Source organism: Streptomyces sp. NPDC088387 (assembly GCF_044753385.1).
GTDB lineage: Bacteria > Actinomycetota > Actinomycetes > Streptomycetales > Streptomycetaceae > Streptomyces.
In genome coordinates, this window is the sequence record NZ_JBIVNC010000002.1 from 52485 (window position 1) to 70531 (window position 18047).

17 protein-coding genes and 2 pseudogenes are annotated in these 18047 nt (G+C 70.3%); 11 read left to right on the forward strand and 8 right to left on the reverse strand.

Features of this window, described 5'->3' with window-relative positions; translation table 11 throughout:
• Positions 1-118: 118 nt before the first annotated feature.
• From ACIQAC_RS04885 to ACIQAC_RS04910, 6 genes are all read left to right on the forward strand, one after another.
• Positions 119-1180, forward strand: a complete 1062-nt coding sequence (locus ACIQAC_RS04885; protein ID WP_402187034.1) for a hypothetical protein — start codon at positions 119-121, stop codon at positions 1178-1180.
• Complete coding sequence (locus ACIQAC_RS04890) at positions 1177-1905, forward strand: ABC transporter ATP-binding protein (RefSeq protein ID WP_402187035.1); 729 nt, start codon at positions 1177-1179, stop codon at positions 1903-1905. Before ACIQAC_RS04885 ends, ACIQAC_RS04890 begins: the two co-directional genes overlap by 4 nt.
• Before the next feature lie 109 nt (positions 1906-2014).
• The gene (locus ACIQAC_RS04895; RefSeq protein ID WP_402187037.1) at positions 2015-3151 is read left to right on the forward strand and encodes an ABC transporter permease; all 1137 of its coding nucleotides are present in this window, start codon (positions 2015-2017) and stop codon (positions 3149-3151) included.
• A gap of 84 nt (positions 3152-3235) precedes the next feature.
• Positions 3236-3844: a hypothetical protein gene (locus ACIQAC_RS04900; protein ID WP_402187038.1), complete on the forward strand. Its 609-nt coding sequence runs from the start codon at positions 3236-3238 to the stop codon at positions 3842-3844.
• 122 nt (positions 3845-3966) lie between these two features.
• On the forward strand, positions 3967-4716 hold the full coding sequence (locus tag ACIQAC_RS04905; protein ID WP_402187040.1) for a response regulator transcription factor: 750 nt from the start codon (positions 3967-3969) through the stop codon (positions 4714-4716).
• The gene (locus tag ACIQAC_RS04910; protein ID WP_402187041.1) at positions 4709-6637 is read left to right on the forward strand and encodes a sensor histidine kinase; all 1929 of its coding nucleotides are present in this window, start codon (positions 4709-4711) and stop codon (positions 6635-6637) included. Before ACIQAC_RS04905 ends, ACIQAC_RS04910 begins: the two co-directional genes overlap by 8 nt.
• 228 nt (positions 6638-6865) lie before the next feature.
• Here ACIQAC_RS04910 and ACIQAC_RS04915 read toward each other — a convergent pair whose 3' ends face one another.
• Positions 6866-7225 carry a DUF952 domain-containing protein gene (locus ACIQAC_RS04915; RefSeq protein WP_402187043.1) on the reverse strand — a complete coding sequence of 120 codons (360 nt, stop codon included), beginning with the start codon at positions 7223-7225 and terminating at the stop codon, positions 6866-6868.
• Positions 7226-7260: 35 nt separating this feature from the next.
• Between ACIQAC_RS04915 and ACIQAC_RS04920 the strand changes: the two are divergent.
• Positions 7261-7377, forward strand: a pseudogene (locus ACIQAC_RS04920) (DNA polymerase III); the annotation flags it as partial.
• An 81-nt stretch (positions 7378-7458) separates the two neighbouring features.
• Complete coding sequence (locus tag ACIQAC_RS04925; RefSeq protein WP_402188182.1) at positions 7459-8034, forward strand: HutD family protein; 576 nt, start codon at positions 7459-7461, stop codon at positions 8032-8034.
• A gap of 49 nt (positions 8035-8083) precedes the next feature.
• Here the strand turns inward: ACIQAC_RS04925 and ACIQAC_RS04930 are convergent, their stop codons facing one another.
• The 7 genes and pseudogenes from ACIQAC_RS04930 to ACIQAC_RS04960 form a co-directional block, all read right to left on the reverse strand.
• Complete coding sequence (locus tag ACIQAC_RS04930; RefSeq protein WP_402188229.1) at positions 8084-8416, reverse strand: hypothetical protein; 333 nt, start codon at positions 8414-8416, stop codon at positions 8084-8086.
• A 79-nt stretch (positions 8417-8495) separates the two neighbouring features.
• Positions 8496-8651, reverse strand: a pseudogene (locus tag ACIQAC_RS04935) (SDR family NAD(P)-dependent oxidoreductase); the annotation flags it as partial.
• 10 nt (positions 8652-8661) lie between these two features.
• Entirely contained in the window at positions 8662-9663 is a 1002-nt protein-coding gene (locus ACIQAC_RS04940) for a threo-3-hydroxy-L-aspartate ammonia-lyase (RefSeq protein ID WP_402187045.1), read from the reverse strand.
• Positions 9660-10340, reverse strand: coding sequence for a transcriptional regulator (locus ACIQAC_RS04945; protein WP_402187046.1), 681 nt, complete (start codon positions 10338-10340; stop codon positions 9660-9662). Before ACIQAC_RS04945 ends, ACIQAC_RS04940 begins: the two co-directional genes overlap by 4 nt.
• A gap of 63 nt (positions 10341-10403) precedes the next feature.
• Positions 10404-11753 carry an MFS transporter gene (locus tag ACIQAC_RS04950; RefSeq protein WP_402187047.1) on the reverse strand — a complete coding sequence of 450 codons (1350 nt, stop codon included), beginning with the start codon at positions 11751-11753 and terminating at the stop codon, positions 10404-10406.
• A gap of 188 nt (positions 11754-11941) precedes the next feature.
• Positions 11942-13420 (reverse strand): NAD-dependent succinate-semialdehyde dehydrogenase, encoded by a 1479-nt coding sequence (locus ACIQAC_RS04955; RefSeq protein WP_402187049.1) that lies wholly within the window; start codon positions 13418-13420, stop codon positions 11942-11944.
• A 403-nt stretch (positions 13421-13823) separates the two neighbouring features.
• Positions 13824-14621, reverse strand: a complete 798-nt coding sequence (locus tag ACIQAC_RS04960) for an IclR family transcriptional regulator (RefSeq protein WP_402187050.1) — start codon at positions 14619-14621, stop codon at positions 13824-13826.
• A gap of 215 nt (positions 14622-14836) precedes the next feature.
• On the opposite strand from ACIQAC_RS04960, the gene fae reads away from it, so the two are divergent.
• The 3 genes from fae to ACIQAC_RS04975 are packed head-to-tail and all read left to right on the forward strand — an operon-like array spanning position 14837 to position 18014.
• A complete protein-coding gene (gene fae, locus ACIQAC_RS04965) occupies positions 14837-15388 on the forward strand; it encodes a formaldehyde-activating enzyme (RefSeq protein WP_402187051.1) in 552 nt (183 codons plus the stop codon).
• Complete coding sequence (locus ACIQAC_RS04970) at positions 15385-16497, forward strand: mandelate racemase/muconate lactonizing enzyme family protein (RefSeq protein ID WP_402187052.1); 1113 nt, start codon at positions 15385-15387, stop codon at positions 16495-16497. The genes fae and ACIQAC_RS04970 overlap by 4 nt, the downstream gene beginning before the upstream one ends.
• Positions 16494-18014: an aldehyde dehydrogenase gene (locus ACIQAC_RS04975; protein WP_402187053.1), complete on the forward strand. Its 1521-nt coding sequence runs from the start codon at positions 16494-16496 to the stop codon at positions 18012-18014. The genes ACIQAC_RS04970 and ACIQAC_RS04975 overlap by 4 nt, the downstream gene beginning before the upstream one ends.
• Positions 18015-18047 lie beyond the last annotated feature (33 nt).

Consider the following 18047-nt stretch of genomic DNA (forward strand, 5'->3'; position numbering starts at 1 on the left):
CGGCGTGCCGGCACGGGCCGGCCCCACTCCCACGAGGTCCTGACATCCGGGAACGACCATGGGTGAGCGGCGCCTTACCCGTGAGTCACGCCGTCGTAGTCGGGTCGGCCTGGCCGTGATGCTGGTGACAGTTGTCGTGGCCGGCACCGTCGGTGTCGCCGCGGTGGTGCGGCATTCATCCGCACCACCCGACCCCGGCGCGACCGCAGCGCCCCACGTCGAGACGGCCAAGGTGGTCCGGCGCGACCTGAGCAACAGCGTGACGGTGCAGGGTCACTTGGGATTTGGCCCGGTGAAGCAGCTCAAGAGTCCCGGGACCGGCACGCTGACCAGACTCCCGGCCAAGGGCGAGGTCACGGAGCGCGGCAAGGCGCTCTACCGCGTCGACGACAAGCCCGTACCTGTCTTCTACGGAGACACACCCTTCTTCCGCGAGCTGAAGAAGACCGGTCTCGTCGGCAACGACGTCAGCGTGCTGCGCGACAATCTCGCCGCTCTCGGCTACGCCGTGGGCCACGACGGCACGAGCCTACGCTCGGCTGGTCCGACGGACGTACAGGGGGCGACGTTCACCGCGTCTCTCGCCGCCGCGCTGAAGGAGTGGCAACAGGACGTCGGAGTCGAGCCGACCGGCACGCTCAAGGTGGGGCAGGTGGTCGTGCTCCCGGGACAGGTACGCGTGCACGAACTCAAGGCGCAGATCGGCGATCCGGCCGGCCAGGACATCCTCAGCTACGTCTCGCCGAAGAAGGTGATCACGGTACCGGTAGAGGCCCAGCAGGTCTCCGCGATCAAACCCGGTGATGCCGTGACGATCATGCTGCCCGACGCGAAGATCTCCGGAATGGTGAAAGGGATCAGCGACAGGCCTTCGGGGGATCCCGCGCCCTCCGGCACCGGCGACTCCTCCGGTGTCGATGTGACCGTCCTGCCCAAGCACGCCTCGGACGTCGCGGACCTCGATGACGCCGACCTGCCCGTGGAGTTCGTCTCCGAGATCCACAAGGACGTGTTCACCGTTCCCATCGGCGCGCTCGTCGCCCTCAGCGGTGGGGGTTTCGCCGTTCAGCGCGTCGACGGAGAACTCCTGAGGGTTCAGACCGGCATGTTCGCCACCGGCCTGGTCGAGATCAGCGGACAGGGTCTCACCGAGGGACTGACGGTGGAGGTCGCGTCGTGACCTCCCGGCCGCCGGACGACGAGACCTCCGCGCCGGTCCTCCTCGTGGACCGCGTCAGCCGCGTCTTTCCGGGCGGCGTGACAGCGCTGCGGGACGTGTCCCTGGCCGTCCGGCGAGGTGAACTCCTCGCCATCGTCGGACCATCGGGGTCGGGAAAGTCCACGCTGCTCAATCTCATGGGGACACTGGACCTGCCCAGCAGCGGCCGGGTGGAGATCGGCGGCACGGACGTCACCGCACTGAACGACAGGCAACTCTCCACGCTGCGGGGCCGGACGCTCGGATTCGTCTTCCAGCAGTTCCACCTCACCGACGGCCTGACCGCGGTGGAGAACGTGTCGACCGGACTGCTGTACGCCGGTGTTCCGCGTCGTGACCGTCGGCCCCTGGCCGAAGAGGCGCTGGACCGGGTTGGGCTGGCCCACCGGACCGGGCATCTGCCGGCCCAGCTCTCCGGCGGAGAGCGACAACGGGTCGCCATAGCACGCGCTCTCGTCCACGGTCCCGAGCTGATCCTCGCCGACGAGCCGACGGGCGCGCTCGACACCGCCAACGGAGACTCCGTGATGGAACTACTGGCCGACCTCAACCATGACGGGACGACTGTCGCCGTCATCACCCATGACCGTGACATCGCCGCTCGGCTTCCGCGACGTATCGAGATCCGTGACGGCCACCTGACCAGCGACACGCTTAACGGAGCGACCAGTGCTCTCGGACAATGACAAGATCCCGACGCCGCGTAGTGCAGGCGAACGGGGCAGTTCAGGCAGGGGCCGGATCGTCCGTCTCGGTCCGGTTGATCTGGTCGGGGTCGGTGTTCTGGGCCTGCGCATGCGCAAGGTCCGTGCCGTCCTGTCGGCTCTCGGTATCTCGGTGGGCATCGCCACGATGGTCCTCGTCACCGGAATACCCGCTTCCAGCCAAGAGGCGCTTCTGGAGAAGCTCACAGCACTGGGCACCGACCGGCTCAAGGCCCAGCCGCTCGTTCCCGAGGGGCAGCAGCCGATCAAGCTGCCTTCCCAGGCCGCCGCCATGGCGGCGCGGATAGGGCCCGTGACCGCCACCAGCGAAGTAGCCAATACCCACCAGCCCATCCGGCGCACCGATGCGAGCGATCCGAACGACACGGCCGCGCTCACTGTCCTGGCGGCACGGCCCAACCTGCTGCACCTGGTGGGCGGGTCTGTGCACGTCGGACGCTTCCTCAACGCGAAGACGGCGAGCCTGCCCACGGTGGTGCTCGGCCACAAGGCCGCGGGGACGCTCGGGTTCGACCGTCTGCCCGCCGGTGAGAACGCTCCGCTGCTGCGGCTGGGAGAGCGCTGGTTCACCATCACGGGCATCCTCAACCCGATGCCGCTCGACCCGGACCTGGAACTCTCCGTGTTCGTCGGATGGAACGCTGCCGAGCGCTACCTCGGGTTCGACGGACATCCGACGGTGATCTACGCCAAGGCACCGGACCATGCCATCGACTCGGTCAAAGCAGTGCTCGGCGCGACGGTCTACCCGCCACTGCCCAACTTCGTACGGGTCACCAACCCTTCCGACGCCCTCGCCGCCAAGCGCGCGACCCAGAGCGCGTACTCGAGCCTGTTCGTCGCCCTGGCCGGCATCGCCCTCGGCGTCGGCGGCATCGGCGTGGCCAACACCATGTACATCTCCGTTCTCGAACGGCGCCGGGAGATCGGCCTGCGCCGCGCCCTGGGCGCGAGCCGCAGGCACATCCGTGGCCAGTTCCTCACCGAGTCGGTGGTGCTGTCCGTCCTCGGAGCCGTCGCCGGTGCGGCCGTCGGAACACTGTCCACCGCCGGCTACGCCCTGACCCATGACTGGCCCATCGTCATCCCGCTCAACACCGTTCTCCTGGGCATGGCCGCATCGCTGGTACTTGGCGTACTGGCCGGCGTCTACCCGTCGGTGAGCGCCTCTCGGCTGACCCCGACCGAGGCGCTTGCCACCACATAACCCCAGTACACGAGCCGTCTTGCGGCCTGGTCCCCTTCGTCAACCGTGCTCGAACGCACTCTCCGCGTCAAAGGAAGCAGGAAGATGTTCCCCAACAACAAGCGATCCGAGCCGGCAGTTCCCCTGCTGACGATCGCCGCCCTCGCCCTGGGCGTGCTGCTCACGGGATGCTCCGGCCAGGACGGTCCTGCGGCGGACAAGGAGGGTGTCGCCTCGCTACCGCCCTCTGCCGCAGCTCAGGATTCCCCGGATCGGTCGACCGGCTCCGGCGGAAAGCGGCCGACGGCCTCGGATTCCTCGGACGACTCACCGGGTGTCCAGCTCCGGCTCGACGACACCATGGAGAAGCGATTGCAGATCCGCAAGGTCTACGCCGGCTGCCTGGCCAAGAACGGCATGGGCCAGAGTGCCAACGGCGAGGTGAGTGACAGTGTGCGCAGGAAGGCCGAAGAAGCCTGCAAAGACAAGGCACCGATCAATCCGCCCGAACTCGATCCTGCCAAGAACCCGCACTACAGCGAGGGTGTGGTGGCCGTAGTGAAGTGCCTCACCAGCCACGGCGTCCCAGCGGTGATCGTGCCGGCCACCGGCAGCCAGCCACTGAGCTGGACCCTGACGTCGGCCAATGTCCCGGACGGCTACGACCAGATCAACTCAGCGTGCACAGTGAAGTCCTTCGGCTCCTCGTCCTGACCCTGGCGGGCGCTCATGTGGGCCCGGACCGCAGCCGAGAATTATCAGGGCTTTGTCAGAACCTGATGGTCGACTTGTCACCCCCCTGTGGAATCACTTCCTCCGTTTCTAGAATGAGACGCATGTGCGCGCATGTGATGGTCGCGGAAGATGACATCGACCAGGCTGAACTGATACGTCGGTACCTGGAACACGAAGGCCACACGGTGACGGCGACCGGCGACGGCCGCGCCGTGCTGGATCAACTGCGCCGTCACCCGTCGGACCTCGTGATCCTCGACGTGATGATGCCCGGTGTCGACGGACTCGACGTGTGCCGTGTCATCCGGGCCGACGCGGACCTGGCCCATCTGCCGGTACTCCTGCTCACAGCGCGGTCCGCGGAGGAGGACCTGCTGCTGGGCCTCGATCTCGGGGCCGACGACTACATGACGAAGCCGTTCAGCCCACGCGAGCTGATGGCGCGTACGCGCTCATTGCTCAGGCGCAGCCGACGGCAGGGCATCCCGGGCCCTCCTGAGACTCCGGGACCTGCCCCTGCCCCGCGTCCGCGCTCCGTGTCGGTCGATCCGGTACGGCACGAGGTGCGCGCCTACGGGCAGCTGATCGACTGCACCCCGGGCGAGTTCAAGGTCATCGAGATGCTGTCCGAGTATCCCGGCCACGTGCTGACGCGCAGCCAGCTCCTCGAACGACTGCACGGCTACGAGCCCTTCATCACGCCCAGAACGGTCGACGTCCATGTGATGAACCTCCGCCGCAAGATCAAACGGGCCGCAGGCGACGGCGCGCAGCCGATGCCCCTGGCGACGGTCTACGGCTTGGGTTACAAACTGCTGGACACGCAGGGGCAAGAAGCGTCCCGTGACTAGCGTCACCCCGCCCTCGACGGCCGGTACGGGCAACAGGCGGCCACCGTTGCGTCGGTCCCGTTTCGCGGCCGCCCTGCCGCGGAGAAGCCTGCTCATCCGTCTGCTCGCGGTGTCAGCGCTCGTGTCCGTCTGCTCGATCACGGCCACTGCCTGGGTGGTGCTGAACACCACCGCCGTTGTGCTGAGTGAGGAGCGCGGCCAGGCTCTCGCCGACGAGGCACGGATCTACGACACCCTCATGGGCTGGGCCGCGACGCACCCCGACTGGACCGGGGTCGGGCCCGTCGTTGCACAGCTCAGTCGGCAGGCAGGGCACCGGGTCGTCCTGACGACCGCCGACGGCAAGAAGATCGCGGACTCCGACAGTGGCGCCGCGCGGGTCTTTCAACCTCCCCGGGACGCCACCGCGACAGTGAACCCGCTGGTCACCAACACGGAGTTGCGCAAGGCCACGACCGCCGACGTCCCCACCACGACCATCGACCCAAGAGCGGTCGGCCCGTTCCGCCTCTCCGGGAGGGACGCCCGCGATCTCAGTGGCGTCGCCCAGAGACTCAGCCGGTGCCTTGCGACCGAGGGCATCTCGTCCCGGATCGAGACACTCCCCAGCGGACGCCCGCACCTCGTCCTGGACGACGGGCCGGCACTGCGTCCATCCCCGTGCCCGATGGACGCCCTCGACGCACCGGTGGCATCGGAGAGGGCCGCGCTGTCCGCCCTCAACACACTGGTCGATTCCTGCCTGCGCAGCCGTGGCGCCGGTCCCGTCTCACTGACGATCACCGGCACGTGGTCGTCGCGCGCGCGGACTGCTCCCGCTGCCTCCACCGTCGCCTCGTGCCTCGCCACGAGCCGGGCCCAGCAGCTCGCCCCGTTCGTGGCACCGGCGGCGGTTCTCTACGTCGCCAGCCATGGGCGCACCGCCACGACCTTCTTCGATCTCTCTCCCTCGAACCGGCTTCGCATCGCCGGATGGGCGGCGATGGTCCTGGTGGTCACGGTGACCGTCACCAGCCTGGCGGGAATTCGCCTGGTGAAGCCGCTACGTGCGCTCACCGATGCCGCGATTCGTATGGAGGACGGTGAGCTGTCCACCCGGGTTCCGGTCCAGGGGCAGAACGAGATCGCCCGGCTCTCGGCCGCGTTCAATGCCATGTCACAGCGTCGCGAAGAGCTGGAGACGCTGCGCCGTGCCATGACCAATGACATCGCGCACGAGCTGCGCACCCCGGTCAGCAACCTGAGGGGCTGGCTGGAAGCCGTGGAGGACGGCATCGCGCAGCCCGACGCCGTCCTGGTGGCCTCGCTGCTGGGACAGGCTCTTCAATTGCAGCACATCATCGACGACCTGCGAGATCTGGCGGCTGCCGAAGCCGGAGAACTGCGGCTGTCTCCGGTACGAGTGAAAGTCGCCGATCTGCTGGCCACCACCGTACGGTCGGCGAAGGCGACGGCGGACACACAGGGGGTGGCACTGCACACGGCGGCGGACTCGTCCCTCACCATGGACGCCGATCCCGTCAGGATCCGGCAGATGATGGACAACCTGGTGTCGAACGCCGTACGGCACACCCCGGCCGGCGGGTCGGTCACCCTGAGCGCGATCCTCGAAGCGCCCGCGGGATCCGCGGCAGGAGAGCATGCCGCGGTCAATGTCCGGCAAGACTCTCGGGGGTTCGTCCGTTTCACGGTGTCGGACACGGGGTGCGGAATTCCCGGTGAGGAGCTTCCCTACATCTTCGACCGGTTCTGGCGTTCCGAAAAATCCCGTAACCGTCAGAACGGTGGCAGCGGTCTCGGGCTGGCCATCGTCCGGCGCCTGGCCGAGGCCCATGGAGGCACGGCCACGGCCACCAGCACGGTGGGCTCGGGGACGACCGTGACACTTCGTCTGCCCCGGAAGGCCGAACAGGTCGGTTGAACCGGCGCCAACCGGCATCGCGACACCGCCGCCACGCGCGCCTTACGGCCGCCGGCACCGCGTACGCGGCACACGTGAAGTCGACATGAGGCAGCCTCGCCCAGCAGACACTGGCCCTCTCGGGCCCATGCTCCGGGTACGGGCGGCGAAGGCCGGGCCCGCGAACACGTGTGCCTTGAGCCTTACCGATCGGACATCGTCCTCACGACCGCACCGATCCGGTGTCGGTCACTCCGATGCCGTCAGCTCGACAGCCCGCCCCATGCCGTCCCGCTCGATCTGCATAACCCCCACGACCGCGTCGCGATTGACGGGTCCGAAGATGTGCGGATACAAGGTGCGCGGAGCCGTACCCGCAGAGTCCGGCCTCGCCTGTTCCCATCTCACCTGGGCGTCGAGTTTCTGCTCATCAATGAGTAGTGCGACCAGCGGACCAGGCGCGTCGGAGTAGTGGTCGGTCGCGACTGCGAGGGCGGTCTCCTCGTCGGGAGAACAGTGGACAAAGCCCTCTTTGGAAAGGGAGGAAGGGGCGTAATGGCCATCAGGAACTGCCTGCCAGTCAGCGAGCGCGACCACATGGAAGATCATGACTCCGTTATATCGCTCCCCGGATCCGGTCTGTGCTCGCGGCGCTGCGGCTAGAGGGACGTCACCGCCGCGGTACGGATGACGCCTGGAACATGGCGGCGCTTGTGCTGCGTCTCCGTGTCAGAGGGGCTTGGTCGGCCACCGCCGATCATCCCGCCCGGACGTCGGCCGCAAAGACGGTGTCGGTAGGGTCCGGTAGGCCGGGACTTTCCGACAAGGGCGAGGACATCGACGTGTCTGTCGTACTGCTGCACTGGGCCGACTACCACCGGGTTCTCTGGAAGAACGGCTTCGGCAGTACAAGAGAAGTGGCGTCCGCACTCGTCGGCCGGGGTCAGGAATTCGACTGGCGGGTGAGTGTCGCGGACCTCGGCGACCAGGGACCGTTCTCCGTCTTTCCCGGTGTGGACCGGGTGATCACAGTGATCGACGGCCCCGGCGTTTCGCTCATCGACGCCGAAAAGGAGCACCGGCTCTCCCCGTTGGCCCCGTTCGCGTTCTCCGGTGACCGTGCGGTGTCATGCCGCCTGCCAGGCGGCCCCGCCCGGGCTGTCAACGTCATGACCCGGCGGGGTCGCGCGACGGCGAGCGCGAAGGTCGTCGACGTGCAGGGCCGTCACGACGCATCCGTCGACCCCGAGGAGACTCTTCTGATGCTCCCACTCTCCGGTCAACTGACCCTCGAGCACGGGGAGTCGGGAGTGGTGCCACTGGCACGACTGGACGCCGTGCGCCTGGGCGGACCGGGTGACATCCGGATCACTGGACAAGGCACAGGCATGGAGATCCGGATCACGACCTCCCACTGACGGAGGGACGTGACGTCACGGACGCACCGCTGCCGCGATTGAGTGCTGTTCAGTCGGCGAGAGCAAGATACGCCTCGGAGGCTTCGTTCACCTTGCTGCCGTCGAGGTCGGCGGCGAGCTTCGGGGCAACGAAGTCAACGGCCCGCGGGGCGCTTTGGCGCCGCAGCGGTGGATTGTCGGCGGCGAGCAGATCCAGGAAGATCGGGCCGAGTTCCTCCACCGGCTGCACTCCCCCTGTGTTCGCGATGATCCGCGAGAGCAGGTCCCAGGGGTCTGGGTAGGGGCTGTGCGGGATCTCCTCGTAGGGCAGCAGGTTCGCCAGGCGGCGCGGGGCCATGACATCGGTGGCGACGGGCCCGGGTTCGACGATGGTGGTCTTCACTCCGAAGCGCGCGACCACCGAAGCGCGCGACCACCGGGGCCAGCGACTCCACCGCGCCCTCCAGGGCGAACTTCGAGGCGGCATAGGCCTCGTTGCAGGGCGCCCCCATCACGCCGTTCGCGCTCGTGACGACGATCAGTCGCCCCCTGGCCGCACGCAGGTGGGGCAGGGTGGCCCTGATGACGGCGAGGTTGCCGAAGAAGTTGGTCTCCATCACGAAGTGGTAACCGTCCATCGTGATCTGCTCAGCCGTGCCCAGAGCGAAGATTGCGCCGGCGTTCGCCGCAGAGCAGTGCGAAGCGTTCCGCGTCGACGTTGCCGCCGGAGACGATGACCCCGATCCGCCCGGCGACCGGGGCCGTGCGTCCGGAGAGCAGGGCGGCCAGCGGGGTCGCGCCGCTGGGTTCGACGACGATCTTCAGCCGCTCGAAGGCGAACCGCATGGCGTCCCGGATCTCGTCGTCGCTCACCGGCGCGATCTCGTCGACGAGCCGCAGGTTCACCGGGAAGGTCAGCTCACCGGGGATGTGCAGGGCCTGTCCGTCGGCGATGGTGTGCGGGACCGGGATCTCGACGCGCCGCCCGGCCGCCAGGGACCGCCGAGTGTCGTCACCGGCCTCCGGCTCGACACCGATCACCCGGATCCCGGGGTGCAGCGCCTTGGCCGCCGTGGCGCTCCCCGCGATCAGCCCACCACCCCCGACGGGCACCACCAGGGCGTCCAACTCCCCCACTTCCTCCAGGAGTTCGAGCGCCGCCGTGCCCTGCCCCGCCATGACATGGGGGTGGTCGTACGGCGGGATCAGCGCGAGGCCCCGTTCGGCGGCCAGTGCCGCGCCGATGGCGATCCGGTCCTCGGTGTAGCGGTCGTACGTGACGATCTCGGCGCCGTACCCCTCGGTGGCGGCGCGCTTGGAGCGCGGGGCGTCCTCGGGCATCACGATGACGGCGGTGGTGCCGAGCTCACGGGCGGCGAGCGCGACGGCCTGGGCGTGGTTGCCCGACGAGTACGCGGCGACACCCCGCGCCAGCTGCTCCGGCGTGAGCCGGGAGACCGCGTTGTAGGCGCCGCGGAACTTGAAGGCCCCGACGCGCTGGAAGTTCTCGCATTTCAGCAGGACTTCGGCGCCGACCAGGGCGTCCAGGGTCCGGGAGCGCAGTACGGGCGTGCGGTGGGCGACGCCCTCGAGCCGGGTGGCGGCGTCACGGACGTCGTCGAAGGTGATGGGCGGGGTGCTGGTCGTCATGAGTGGTCTCCCTCGGGCGCCTGGTCGGTGGTGGCCCGGGCCTGGGAGAGGTAGCTGTACGCCGAGGCGCGCGAGATGCCGAGGCGGGTGGCCACCAGCTCGACGGCACGGCGTACGGCGAAGACGCCGTGCTCGTCCAGGCTGCGGAACAGGGCGAGGCGGCCGGCCCGGTCGAGCGCCGCCCAGGTGGTGTGCCGGTGGGTGTCGACGAGGGCGTCCACCACGGCGTCGATGTCGTTGCCGAAGGTGGTGACCGGGGCCGGCGGGTCGGGGTCGGCGGGCGTGCCGGCCAGGGCGCCCAGCAGCAGCTGGGCCTGCTGGGCGGCGCCCGCGTCGACGTTGACGCACAGGGCGCCGAAGACCACCCCCGTGGAGTCCCGCAGCACCATCGTGGACGACTTGACGAGCTGTCCTGTGCCGGTGCGGGTGAGGTAGTTCAGCTCGTCGGCGGCCTCGTCACCGCGGGCGAGCACCCGCATGCCGATCTCGCTCATCGCCCCGCCGACCGTCCGCCCGGTCACCGAGCCCGCCACCGCGACGACCGACTGCTCCGGCCGCCGGTAGTCGTGCAGCACGACCTCGCACACCGGTCCGAAGGTCGCCGCGATGCCGTGGACGACCGGGGTGAGCGCGGCGACGATCGCGTCGCGCTCGGCCTCCGGGTGCTGCGCGGCCACGCCCCGCCTCCTTGGACTGAGATTCCAATGTCTGGACTCACAGTCTAACCCACGGGGCGGGATCTACACCTCGCGCGCCTTGCGAGCCGCCCGTGCCAGGTCCAGGTCCGTGGTCTCCGGCGCCAGGAACTGCGACACAAGACCACCGACGGCCAGCACCCCCGCCCCGACGAGCAGCACGAACTCCACCCCGAAGCGGTCCAGGCCCATCGGCAGCAGGAAGGTGCCGATGGCCGCGCCGACCCGGCTCATCGCGGTCGCGAAACCCACACCCGTCGTGCGCAGCGAGGTCGGGAAGACCTCCAGCGGATAGACCGCGGTGAGCGCGCTGGACGCGGCGTTCAGGAAGATGAAGAACAGGAAGCCGCCGACGATCACGGGCGTCGACGTGGGCCACACCGCGACCAGCGCGAGACAGCCCGCGGTGATCCAGAACGGCGGGATCAGCAGCCTGCGCCGGCCGATCCGGTCGACGACGAGACAGCCCGCCGTCACACCGGCGACGGCCGTGAACGAGTACACGAGCAGCGCGGCCGTCGCGTTGTCGCCCATGTTCAGGGCCTCGAAGACCTGAGTCCAGAAGGTGCCGATCGCGAAGTACGGCAGTACCAGCGCCGCCCAGAACACACTCGCGAAGACCGTGCTGCGCAGATGCCGGCGGCTGAACAGGGCGCGGAAGCCCTCGCGGTCGGCCTGCGTGCGCTCGTCCAGTTCGGCCTCGACGTCGACCTCGATGCCGTACTTGTGGATCAGCGCCTCGGCCTCGTCCCGGCGCCCCTTGCTGAGCAGCCAGCGGGCCGACTCGGGTATCCCGCCGCGCAGCGCCACGCAGACCAGGGCGATGACCGCGCTGCTCGCCAGGGACCAGCGCCAGCCGCCGTCGACCTCCGCGAACAGGGCGCCCACCACGGTGGCGAGGGCGTAGCCGAGGTACCAGCTGATCTCCAGGCTGGCCAGCAGCCTGCCGCGGCCCTGGCGGGGCGCGTACTCGGAGAGCAACGGGGCGCCGATCGCGTACTCGCCGCCGATCGCGACGCCCATCAGGAGCCGGATGAGGAAGAGCTGGAGTCCGTCCGTGACGAAGAACTGGAGGACCGAGCCGACCAGGAAGACCAGCATGTCGACGAGGAAGACCGGGCGCCGCCCGAACCGGTCGGCGAGCCGTCCGAAGAGGGGGCCGCCGACGAAGATGCCGATCAGCGGGGAGGCGCCCACCAGGCCCTCCATCAGTGTGGACAGATGGAGGTCGGTGGTGAGCGCGGCCATCGCCATGCCGATGCCGCCGATGATGTAGCCGTCGATCCCCTGCCCGATCTGGGTCGCGAGCTTCAGCTTGGTGTGCAGCCGGCGGCGTTCACGGGTGAGTGCGGGCGAGATCGGGGGCTCTTGAGCGGTCGCGGGCGTCGTTGCCATGTGCGGTCCTTGTCGTTCGGTGCCCAAGCGGGAGGTGGGGACGGGGCCGGGCGGGGAGGGTGGGTGCCGGGGGGCAAGGGGTGCGGGGGTCAGGGGGTGCGGGGGGTGCGGGGGGCGAGGGGCGCGCGAGGCACGGGGGCAGAGGGGCGCAGGGGGCGCGGGGAGGGCGCGGGATCAGAGGCGGGGCGTCAGGCCGTCGGCCAGTCGAGGGCGATGTACTGGGTCTCCAGGAACGCCTCGATGCCCTCGCGGCCGCCCTCCCGGCCGAGGCCGGACTGCTTGACGCCGCCGAACGGGGCGGCCGGGTCGGAGAGCAGGCCGCGGTTGACGCCGACCATGCCCGCCTCCAGGCGTTCGGCGATCCGCAGGGCGCGGCCGACGTCGCGCGAGTAGACGTACGAGGCGAGGCCGTGCACGGTGGCGTTGGCGCGGGCGAGCATCTCGTCCTCGTCGGTGAAGACACAGACCGGCGCGACCGGTCCGAAGACCTCCTCGTGCAGGATGCGGGCGTCGTCGGGCACGTCGGTGAGGACGGTCGCCGGGTGGTAGTGGCCGGGGCCGTGTGGCACGGTGCCCCGCGCGGCGATGTGCGCGCCGCGTGACACCGCGTCGTCGACCAGCGAGCGGAGCCTGTCGACCGACGCGGCGTTGATCATCGGGCCGAGGGTGACACCGTCCTCCAGACCGGGACCGACGCGGACGGCGGCCATGGCGGCGCCGAACCGCTCGGTGAACTCGGCGGCGACGTCGGTGTGCACGTAGAACCGGTTGGCGGCGATGCAGACCTCGCCGCCGCCGCGCATCTTGGCGTCCATCGCACCCCGCACGGCGGCGTCGACGTCGGCGTCCGCGCAGACCACGAAGGGCGCGTTGCCGCCCAGCTCCATGGTCACGTTGACGACGTTCGCGGCGGCCTGTCCGAGCAGGACGCGGCCGGTGGCGGTGGAGCCGGTGAAGGAGAACTTGCGGACCCGTTCGTCGCCGAGCCAGGTGGCGACGGTCTCCTGGGCGCGGTCGGTGGGCAGGACGTTGAGGAGTCCGTCGGGCAGGCCCGCCTCGGTGAGCAGCGCGGCCACCGCGAGGGCGGTGAGCGGGGTCTCCGGGGCGGGCTTGAGCAGCACCGGGCAGCCGGCGGCGAGCGCGGGCGCGATCTTGCGGGTGGCCATGGCGGCGGGGAAGTTCCAGGGCGTCACGAACGCGGTGACGCCGACCGGGTGCTTGCGTACGACGTGCCGGAAGCCGCCGGCGGGCGCGTCGCCGAAGGACGAGCCGATCCGTACGGCCTCCTCGGCGAACCAGCGGAAGAACTCGGCCGCGTAGCCGACCTCGGCCGCCGCGTCCCGGTAAACCTTGCCGTTCTCCAGCACGATCAGCCGGGCCAGCGTGTCCGTGTGCTCCCGCATCAGCCGGAACGTCTCGTGCAGGATCTCCGAGCGGCGCCGGGGTGGTGTGGCGCGCCAGCCTGCCGCGGCGGACTCGGCTGCGTCGACCGACGCGCGGGCGTCCGCCGGTCCCGCGGCCGACACCTCGCGAACCGGGTCGCCGGTCGCCGGGTCGTACACGGCGTAGCTCCGCCCGTCGGACGCCGCCCGCCATCGGCCGCCGATGAGCACGTCACCGTCGGCGAACGGGGCCTTGGCGAGGGTGTCGATACCGGCGAGGTTCATGAGCTGCTCTTTTCTCCGTCCCGGACGGCGATCCGTCCGATGCGCGGTGAATTTACGAGCGCGTCATGGGCCCGACAAGGCCGCTCCGCCGGATCGCAACGGGGGTTGCTGTCAGGGCAACTCACGGATCATGGGCGGGAGTAGGGGCCCGGCCCACGCCAACCGGCGCCGGGTCACGTCAGGCGGGCGCCGGGTCAGACGGGGCGCCGGGTCAGGCCGGCCGGGCGCCGGGTCAGGCCGGTGCCGGGTCAGGCGGGCGGGGCTCTCCGGGGCAAGTCAGGCGGGCGCCGGATCAGGCGGAGCGCCGGGTCAGGCCATTGCCGGGTCAAGCCGGGCGGGCGCCGGGTCAGGCCGGTGCCGGGTCAGGCGGGCGGGCGCCGGGTCAAGTCAGGCGGGTGCCGGGTCAGGTCAGGCGGGCCCTGGGGGCCGTCATCGGGCGTGGCTCCCAGCCCAGCAGGGCCGACACCCGGCCGGCCGTTCGCGCCGTGACGCGGCCGGCCTCGGTCAGCCGGTCGCCGAGGCGGCCCTTGGGCGCGGAGATGTTGATCGCGGCGACCACCCGGCCGCGGAAGTCCCGTACCGGTGCGGAGACGCCGACGAGACCGGCCTCGAACTCCTCGTCGACCCGGGCGTATCCCAGCCGTACGCCCTCCTGGATCAGCGCCCACAGGGCGGGGACCGGCACCTCGCTCGTCGTGCCGAAGCGGACGTACAGCTCGTCGGGGGTGGCGTCGGCAAGCAGCACCCGGCCCGCCGAGGTCTGCCAGGCGGGCACCCCGCGGCCCTCCCAGCCGTGCACCCGGAAGTCGTGCCCGGAGACCGAGAGCAGCGTGAGCACCTCGCGGTCGCTGAGCACGCACAGGTGGCTGGTCTCCTCCAGCTCCGCCGACAGCGCGTGCATGGCGGGCTCGGCCACCCGTACCAGCCGGTTCTGCGCGGTCCTGGCCACCAGGGAGAACAGCCGCCAGCCGAGGCGGTACTCCAGTGTGTCCGGGTCGCGCTCGACGATGCCCTCACCGGCGAGGGCCTTCAGCGCCCGCGAGACCTGGGTCTTCTCCCGGCCCACGAGCTGGGCGAGGCGAACCACACCGAGTCCGCCGGCGCGCTGCGCCTCCTCGGAGGCGAGCGCCTCCAGGAGGTCGATGTCCCGGCGCAGCCCGTGGCCGCGCGAGGCCGAGGGGGTTTCCGTCACGGGCGTCATCCTAGGCCGCCGGGGTACGCGGCGAACCGCCAGGTCAGGGCGGAAGTTGTCAGGAGAGCAACCGGCGTTTCGATTCCGGTGACCGCCTTGCGACGGCTCGCGGCCGGACCTAGATTCGCCGCATCGGGCCGGATGAACTGCACCGAATGCGAGGTTCGTCCCCCTGTGCTCGGTCCACTCGGTGAATCCCCGCTTCCCCAGTTCCAGGAGTTCCGATGTCCACCCACCCCGCCGCGGGCTTCGCCGCGACCGCGCTGATCGGCGAGTGCTTCGTCGACGACGGCGGCAACGCAGCGCACACGAACGTCGTGATCGGCCGCAAGGGCGGCCCGGTCGAGACGGCCTGGGCGACCGCGCTGGCCACGCCCAGCGCGGGCCATGTGCCGTTCATGACGGTCGTCCGCCCGTCGGTGCCGGTGAAGCCGCTGACGCTGTTCGTGAACAAGGCCGCCGCCGCGGGTGAACTGCACGAGCGGGCCACCTGGGGCGCCGCGCAGGCGGGCCTGGCGCAGGGGGTCCTGGACGCCGTCACCGAGGGCCTGATCCCGGCGGAGGACATCGACGACCTGCTGATCGTCGCGGCCGTGTGGGTCAACCCGGCCGTCGACGACCTGGACGTCTCCTTCCGCAACCAGCGGGCCGGCGCGTACGGCGCGGTCCGCGCAGCCGTGACCGGCACGCCGACCCTCGCCGACATCGAGGCCGCCGCCAAGGAGGGGCCCGCCAACCCCTTCTACGCCCCCTCCCCGGAGGTACTCGCCATATGAAGATCACCGACATCACGCTCGACCGGCTCCGGCTGGAGCTGGACCCGCCGTTCCGGGCCGCCTGGGACCCCGAGCCGCGCCGCCACTTCGACGCCACGATCGTCCGCGTCCACACCGACGAGGGCATCACCGGCATCGGCTCCGGCGACCTGATGGACGGCTTCGGCACCTACAAGCACCTGTTCGTCGGCGAGGACCCGCTCGACATCACCCGGCACGTCAGGGCGATCGAGACCGCCAACTTCCACGGCGCCCGCTACTGGCCGCTGGAGGCCGCGCTGTGGGACGTCATCGGCAAGGTGCACGGCCGTCCCGTCGCCGAACTCTTCGGCAACGCGGCCAAGCGGCTGCCCGCGTACGCCTCCTCCGGCGAGCTCAAGTCGCCCGCGGAGCGCGTCGAGACGGCACTGAAGGTGCGCGAGGCGGGCTTTCGCGCGATGAAAATCCGGATCGACCGCGACCGCGTCGACGAGGGCGTCGCCGCCGTGCGGGCGGTCCGCGAGGAGCTGGGCGACGACTTCGAGATCATGGTCGATCTCAACCAGTCCTGGCGGATGGCCGGCGACACCGCGCACGCCTCCGACCTCGCCAAGACCCGGAAGATCATCGCGCGCCTCGCCGAGCTGGACGTCTTCTGGGTCGAGGAGCCGCTGCCGTACGCCGACCTCGACGGCTTCAGGCGGCTGCGGGCCGAGAACCCCGGAGTGCGGATCGCGGCCGGCGAGATGCACCCCTCCCCCACCGAGCTGCTGCGCTACCTGGAGGCGGACGCGCTCGACATCTACCAGATGGACGTGGTGCTGGCGATCGGCATGCACCGCGCCCGCACCCTGGCCGAACTGGCCCAGCTCAAACACCGCCAGTTCACCCCGCACAGCTGGACCAACGGCATCGGTGTGCTGGCCAACCTGCACGTGGCGGCCGGTGTCGGCGGCGGACCGTACTTCGAGTTCCCGTACGACCCGCCCGGCTGGACCCCCGAACGCCGTGACTTCATGCTCGCCGAGCCCGTCCGGGTGGCCCCCGACGGCTGCCTGGAGGTGCCGCAGCGCCCCGGCCTCGGTGTGCAGCTGGACGAGGACGCGATCGACCGCTGGAGGGTCAAGTGACGTACCCCATCGAGAAGCTGCTGGCCCGCTCCTACGACGAGTGGCGCGAGGCGGCCGGACAACTCGCCTTCGAGACCCGCCCGTTCATCGACGGCACGTTCACGGAGGCCACGTCGGGCGACTCCTTCCCGAGCGTCTCGCCGCGCGACGGCACCCTCCTGGCCGAGGTGCAGGCCGCCTCCGCCGAGGACGTCGACCGGGCCGTACGGTCCGCGCGGGCCGCCTTCGAGGACGGCCGCTGGCGGGACCTCGCGCCCCGCGAACGCAAGGCGGTCCTGCTGCGCTGGGCCGATCTGATCCGCGCCCACGCGGCCGAACTGGCCCTGCTGGACACTCTGGAGATGGGCAAGCCCATCACCGAGTCGCTCCGCATCGACGTCGACAAGGCGGCGGAGACCATCGCCTGGTACGCGGAGGCCATCGACAAGACGTACGACGAGGTCGCCCCCACCCCCGGTGACGCGCTGGCGTTCATCACCCGTGAGGCGCTCGGTGTGGTCGGTGTGGTCGTGCCTTGGAACTACGCGCTGCTGATCACCAGTTGGAAGCTGGGCCCGGCGCTCGCGACCGGCAACAGCGTGGTGCTGAAGCCGGCCGAGCAGACCTCGCTGGCCGCGCTGCGGCTGGCGGCGCTCGCCACCGAGGCCGGCCTGCCGGACGGTGTGCTCAACGTGGTCCCCGGCCGCGGCGAGGTCGCGGGCCAGGCTCTCGGCCGGCACCCGGAGGTCGACAAGATCGCCTTCACCGGTTCGGCGGAGGTCGCCCGGCTGTTCCAGGTGTACGCGGGCGAGTCCAACGGCAAGCAGGTCGCCGTCGAGGCCGGCGGCAAGTCGCCGCAGCTGATTCTGGCCGACGCCGACATCGAGGCCGCCGCGTCCGCCGTGGCGTGGGGCATCTTCTACAACGCCGGGCAGACCTGCAACGCGGGTTCCCGGGTCGTGGTGCACGCCTCCGTCAAGGACCAACTCCTCGACGCCGTACGCCGGATCACCGCCGAAACCTTCCGCGTCGGCGACCCGCTCGACCCGGCGACGGTGATGGGCCCGATCGTCGACGAGGGACAACTCACCAAGATCCTCGGCCACATCGAGCGGGGCACGCGTGACGGCGCCACCGTCCTGTTCGGCGGCGGCCGCACCCTCACCGAGTCCGGCGGCACGTTCGTCGAGCCGACCGTGCTCGACAACGTCGACAACACCTCTGCCGTCGGACAGGAGGAGATCTTCGGCCCGGTCCTCGCGGTCGTGACCTACGACGGTGACGTCGACGAGGGTGTACGCCTCGCGAACCAGACCGACTTCGGACTCGTCGCCTCCGTGTGGACACGGGACATCACCGTGGCCCACCGCACCGCGAAGCGGCTGCGCGCCGGCACGGTGTGGATCAACACCTTCGACGCCAGTGATGTCATCACCCCGTTCGGCGGCTTCAAGGCCACCGGCGCGGGACGCGACAAGTCGCTGCACGCGCTGGACGCGTACACCGCGCTCAAGACGACGTGGGTCAACCTCGCCTGACACGAGCCCGGTTCACCGGTTCACCCTGACACC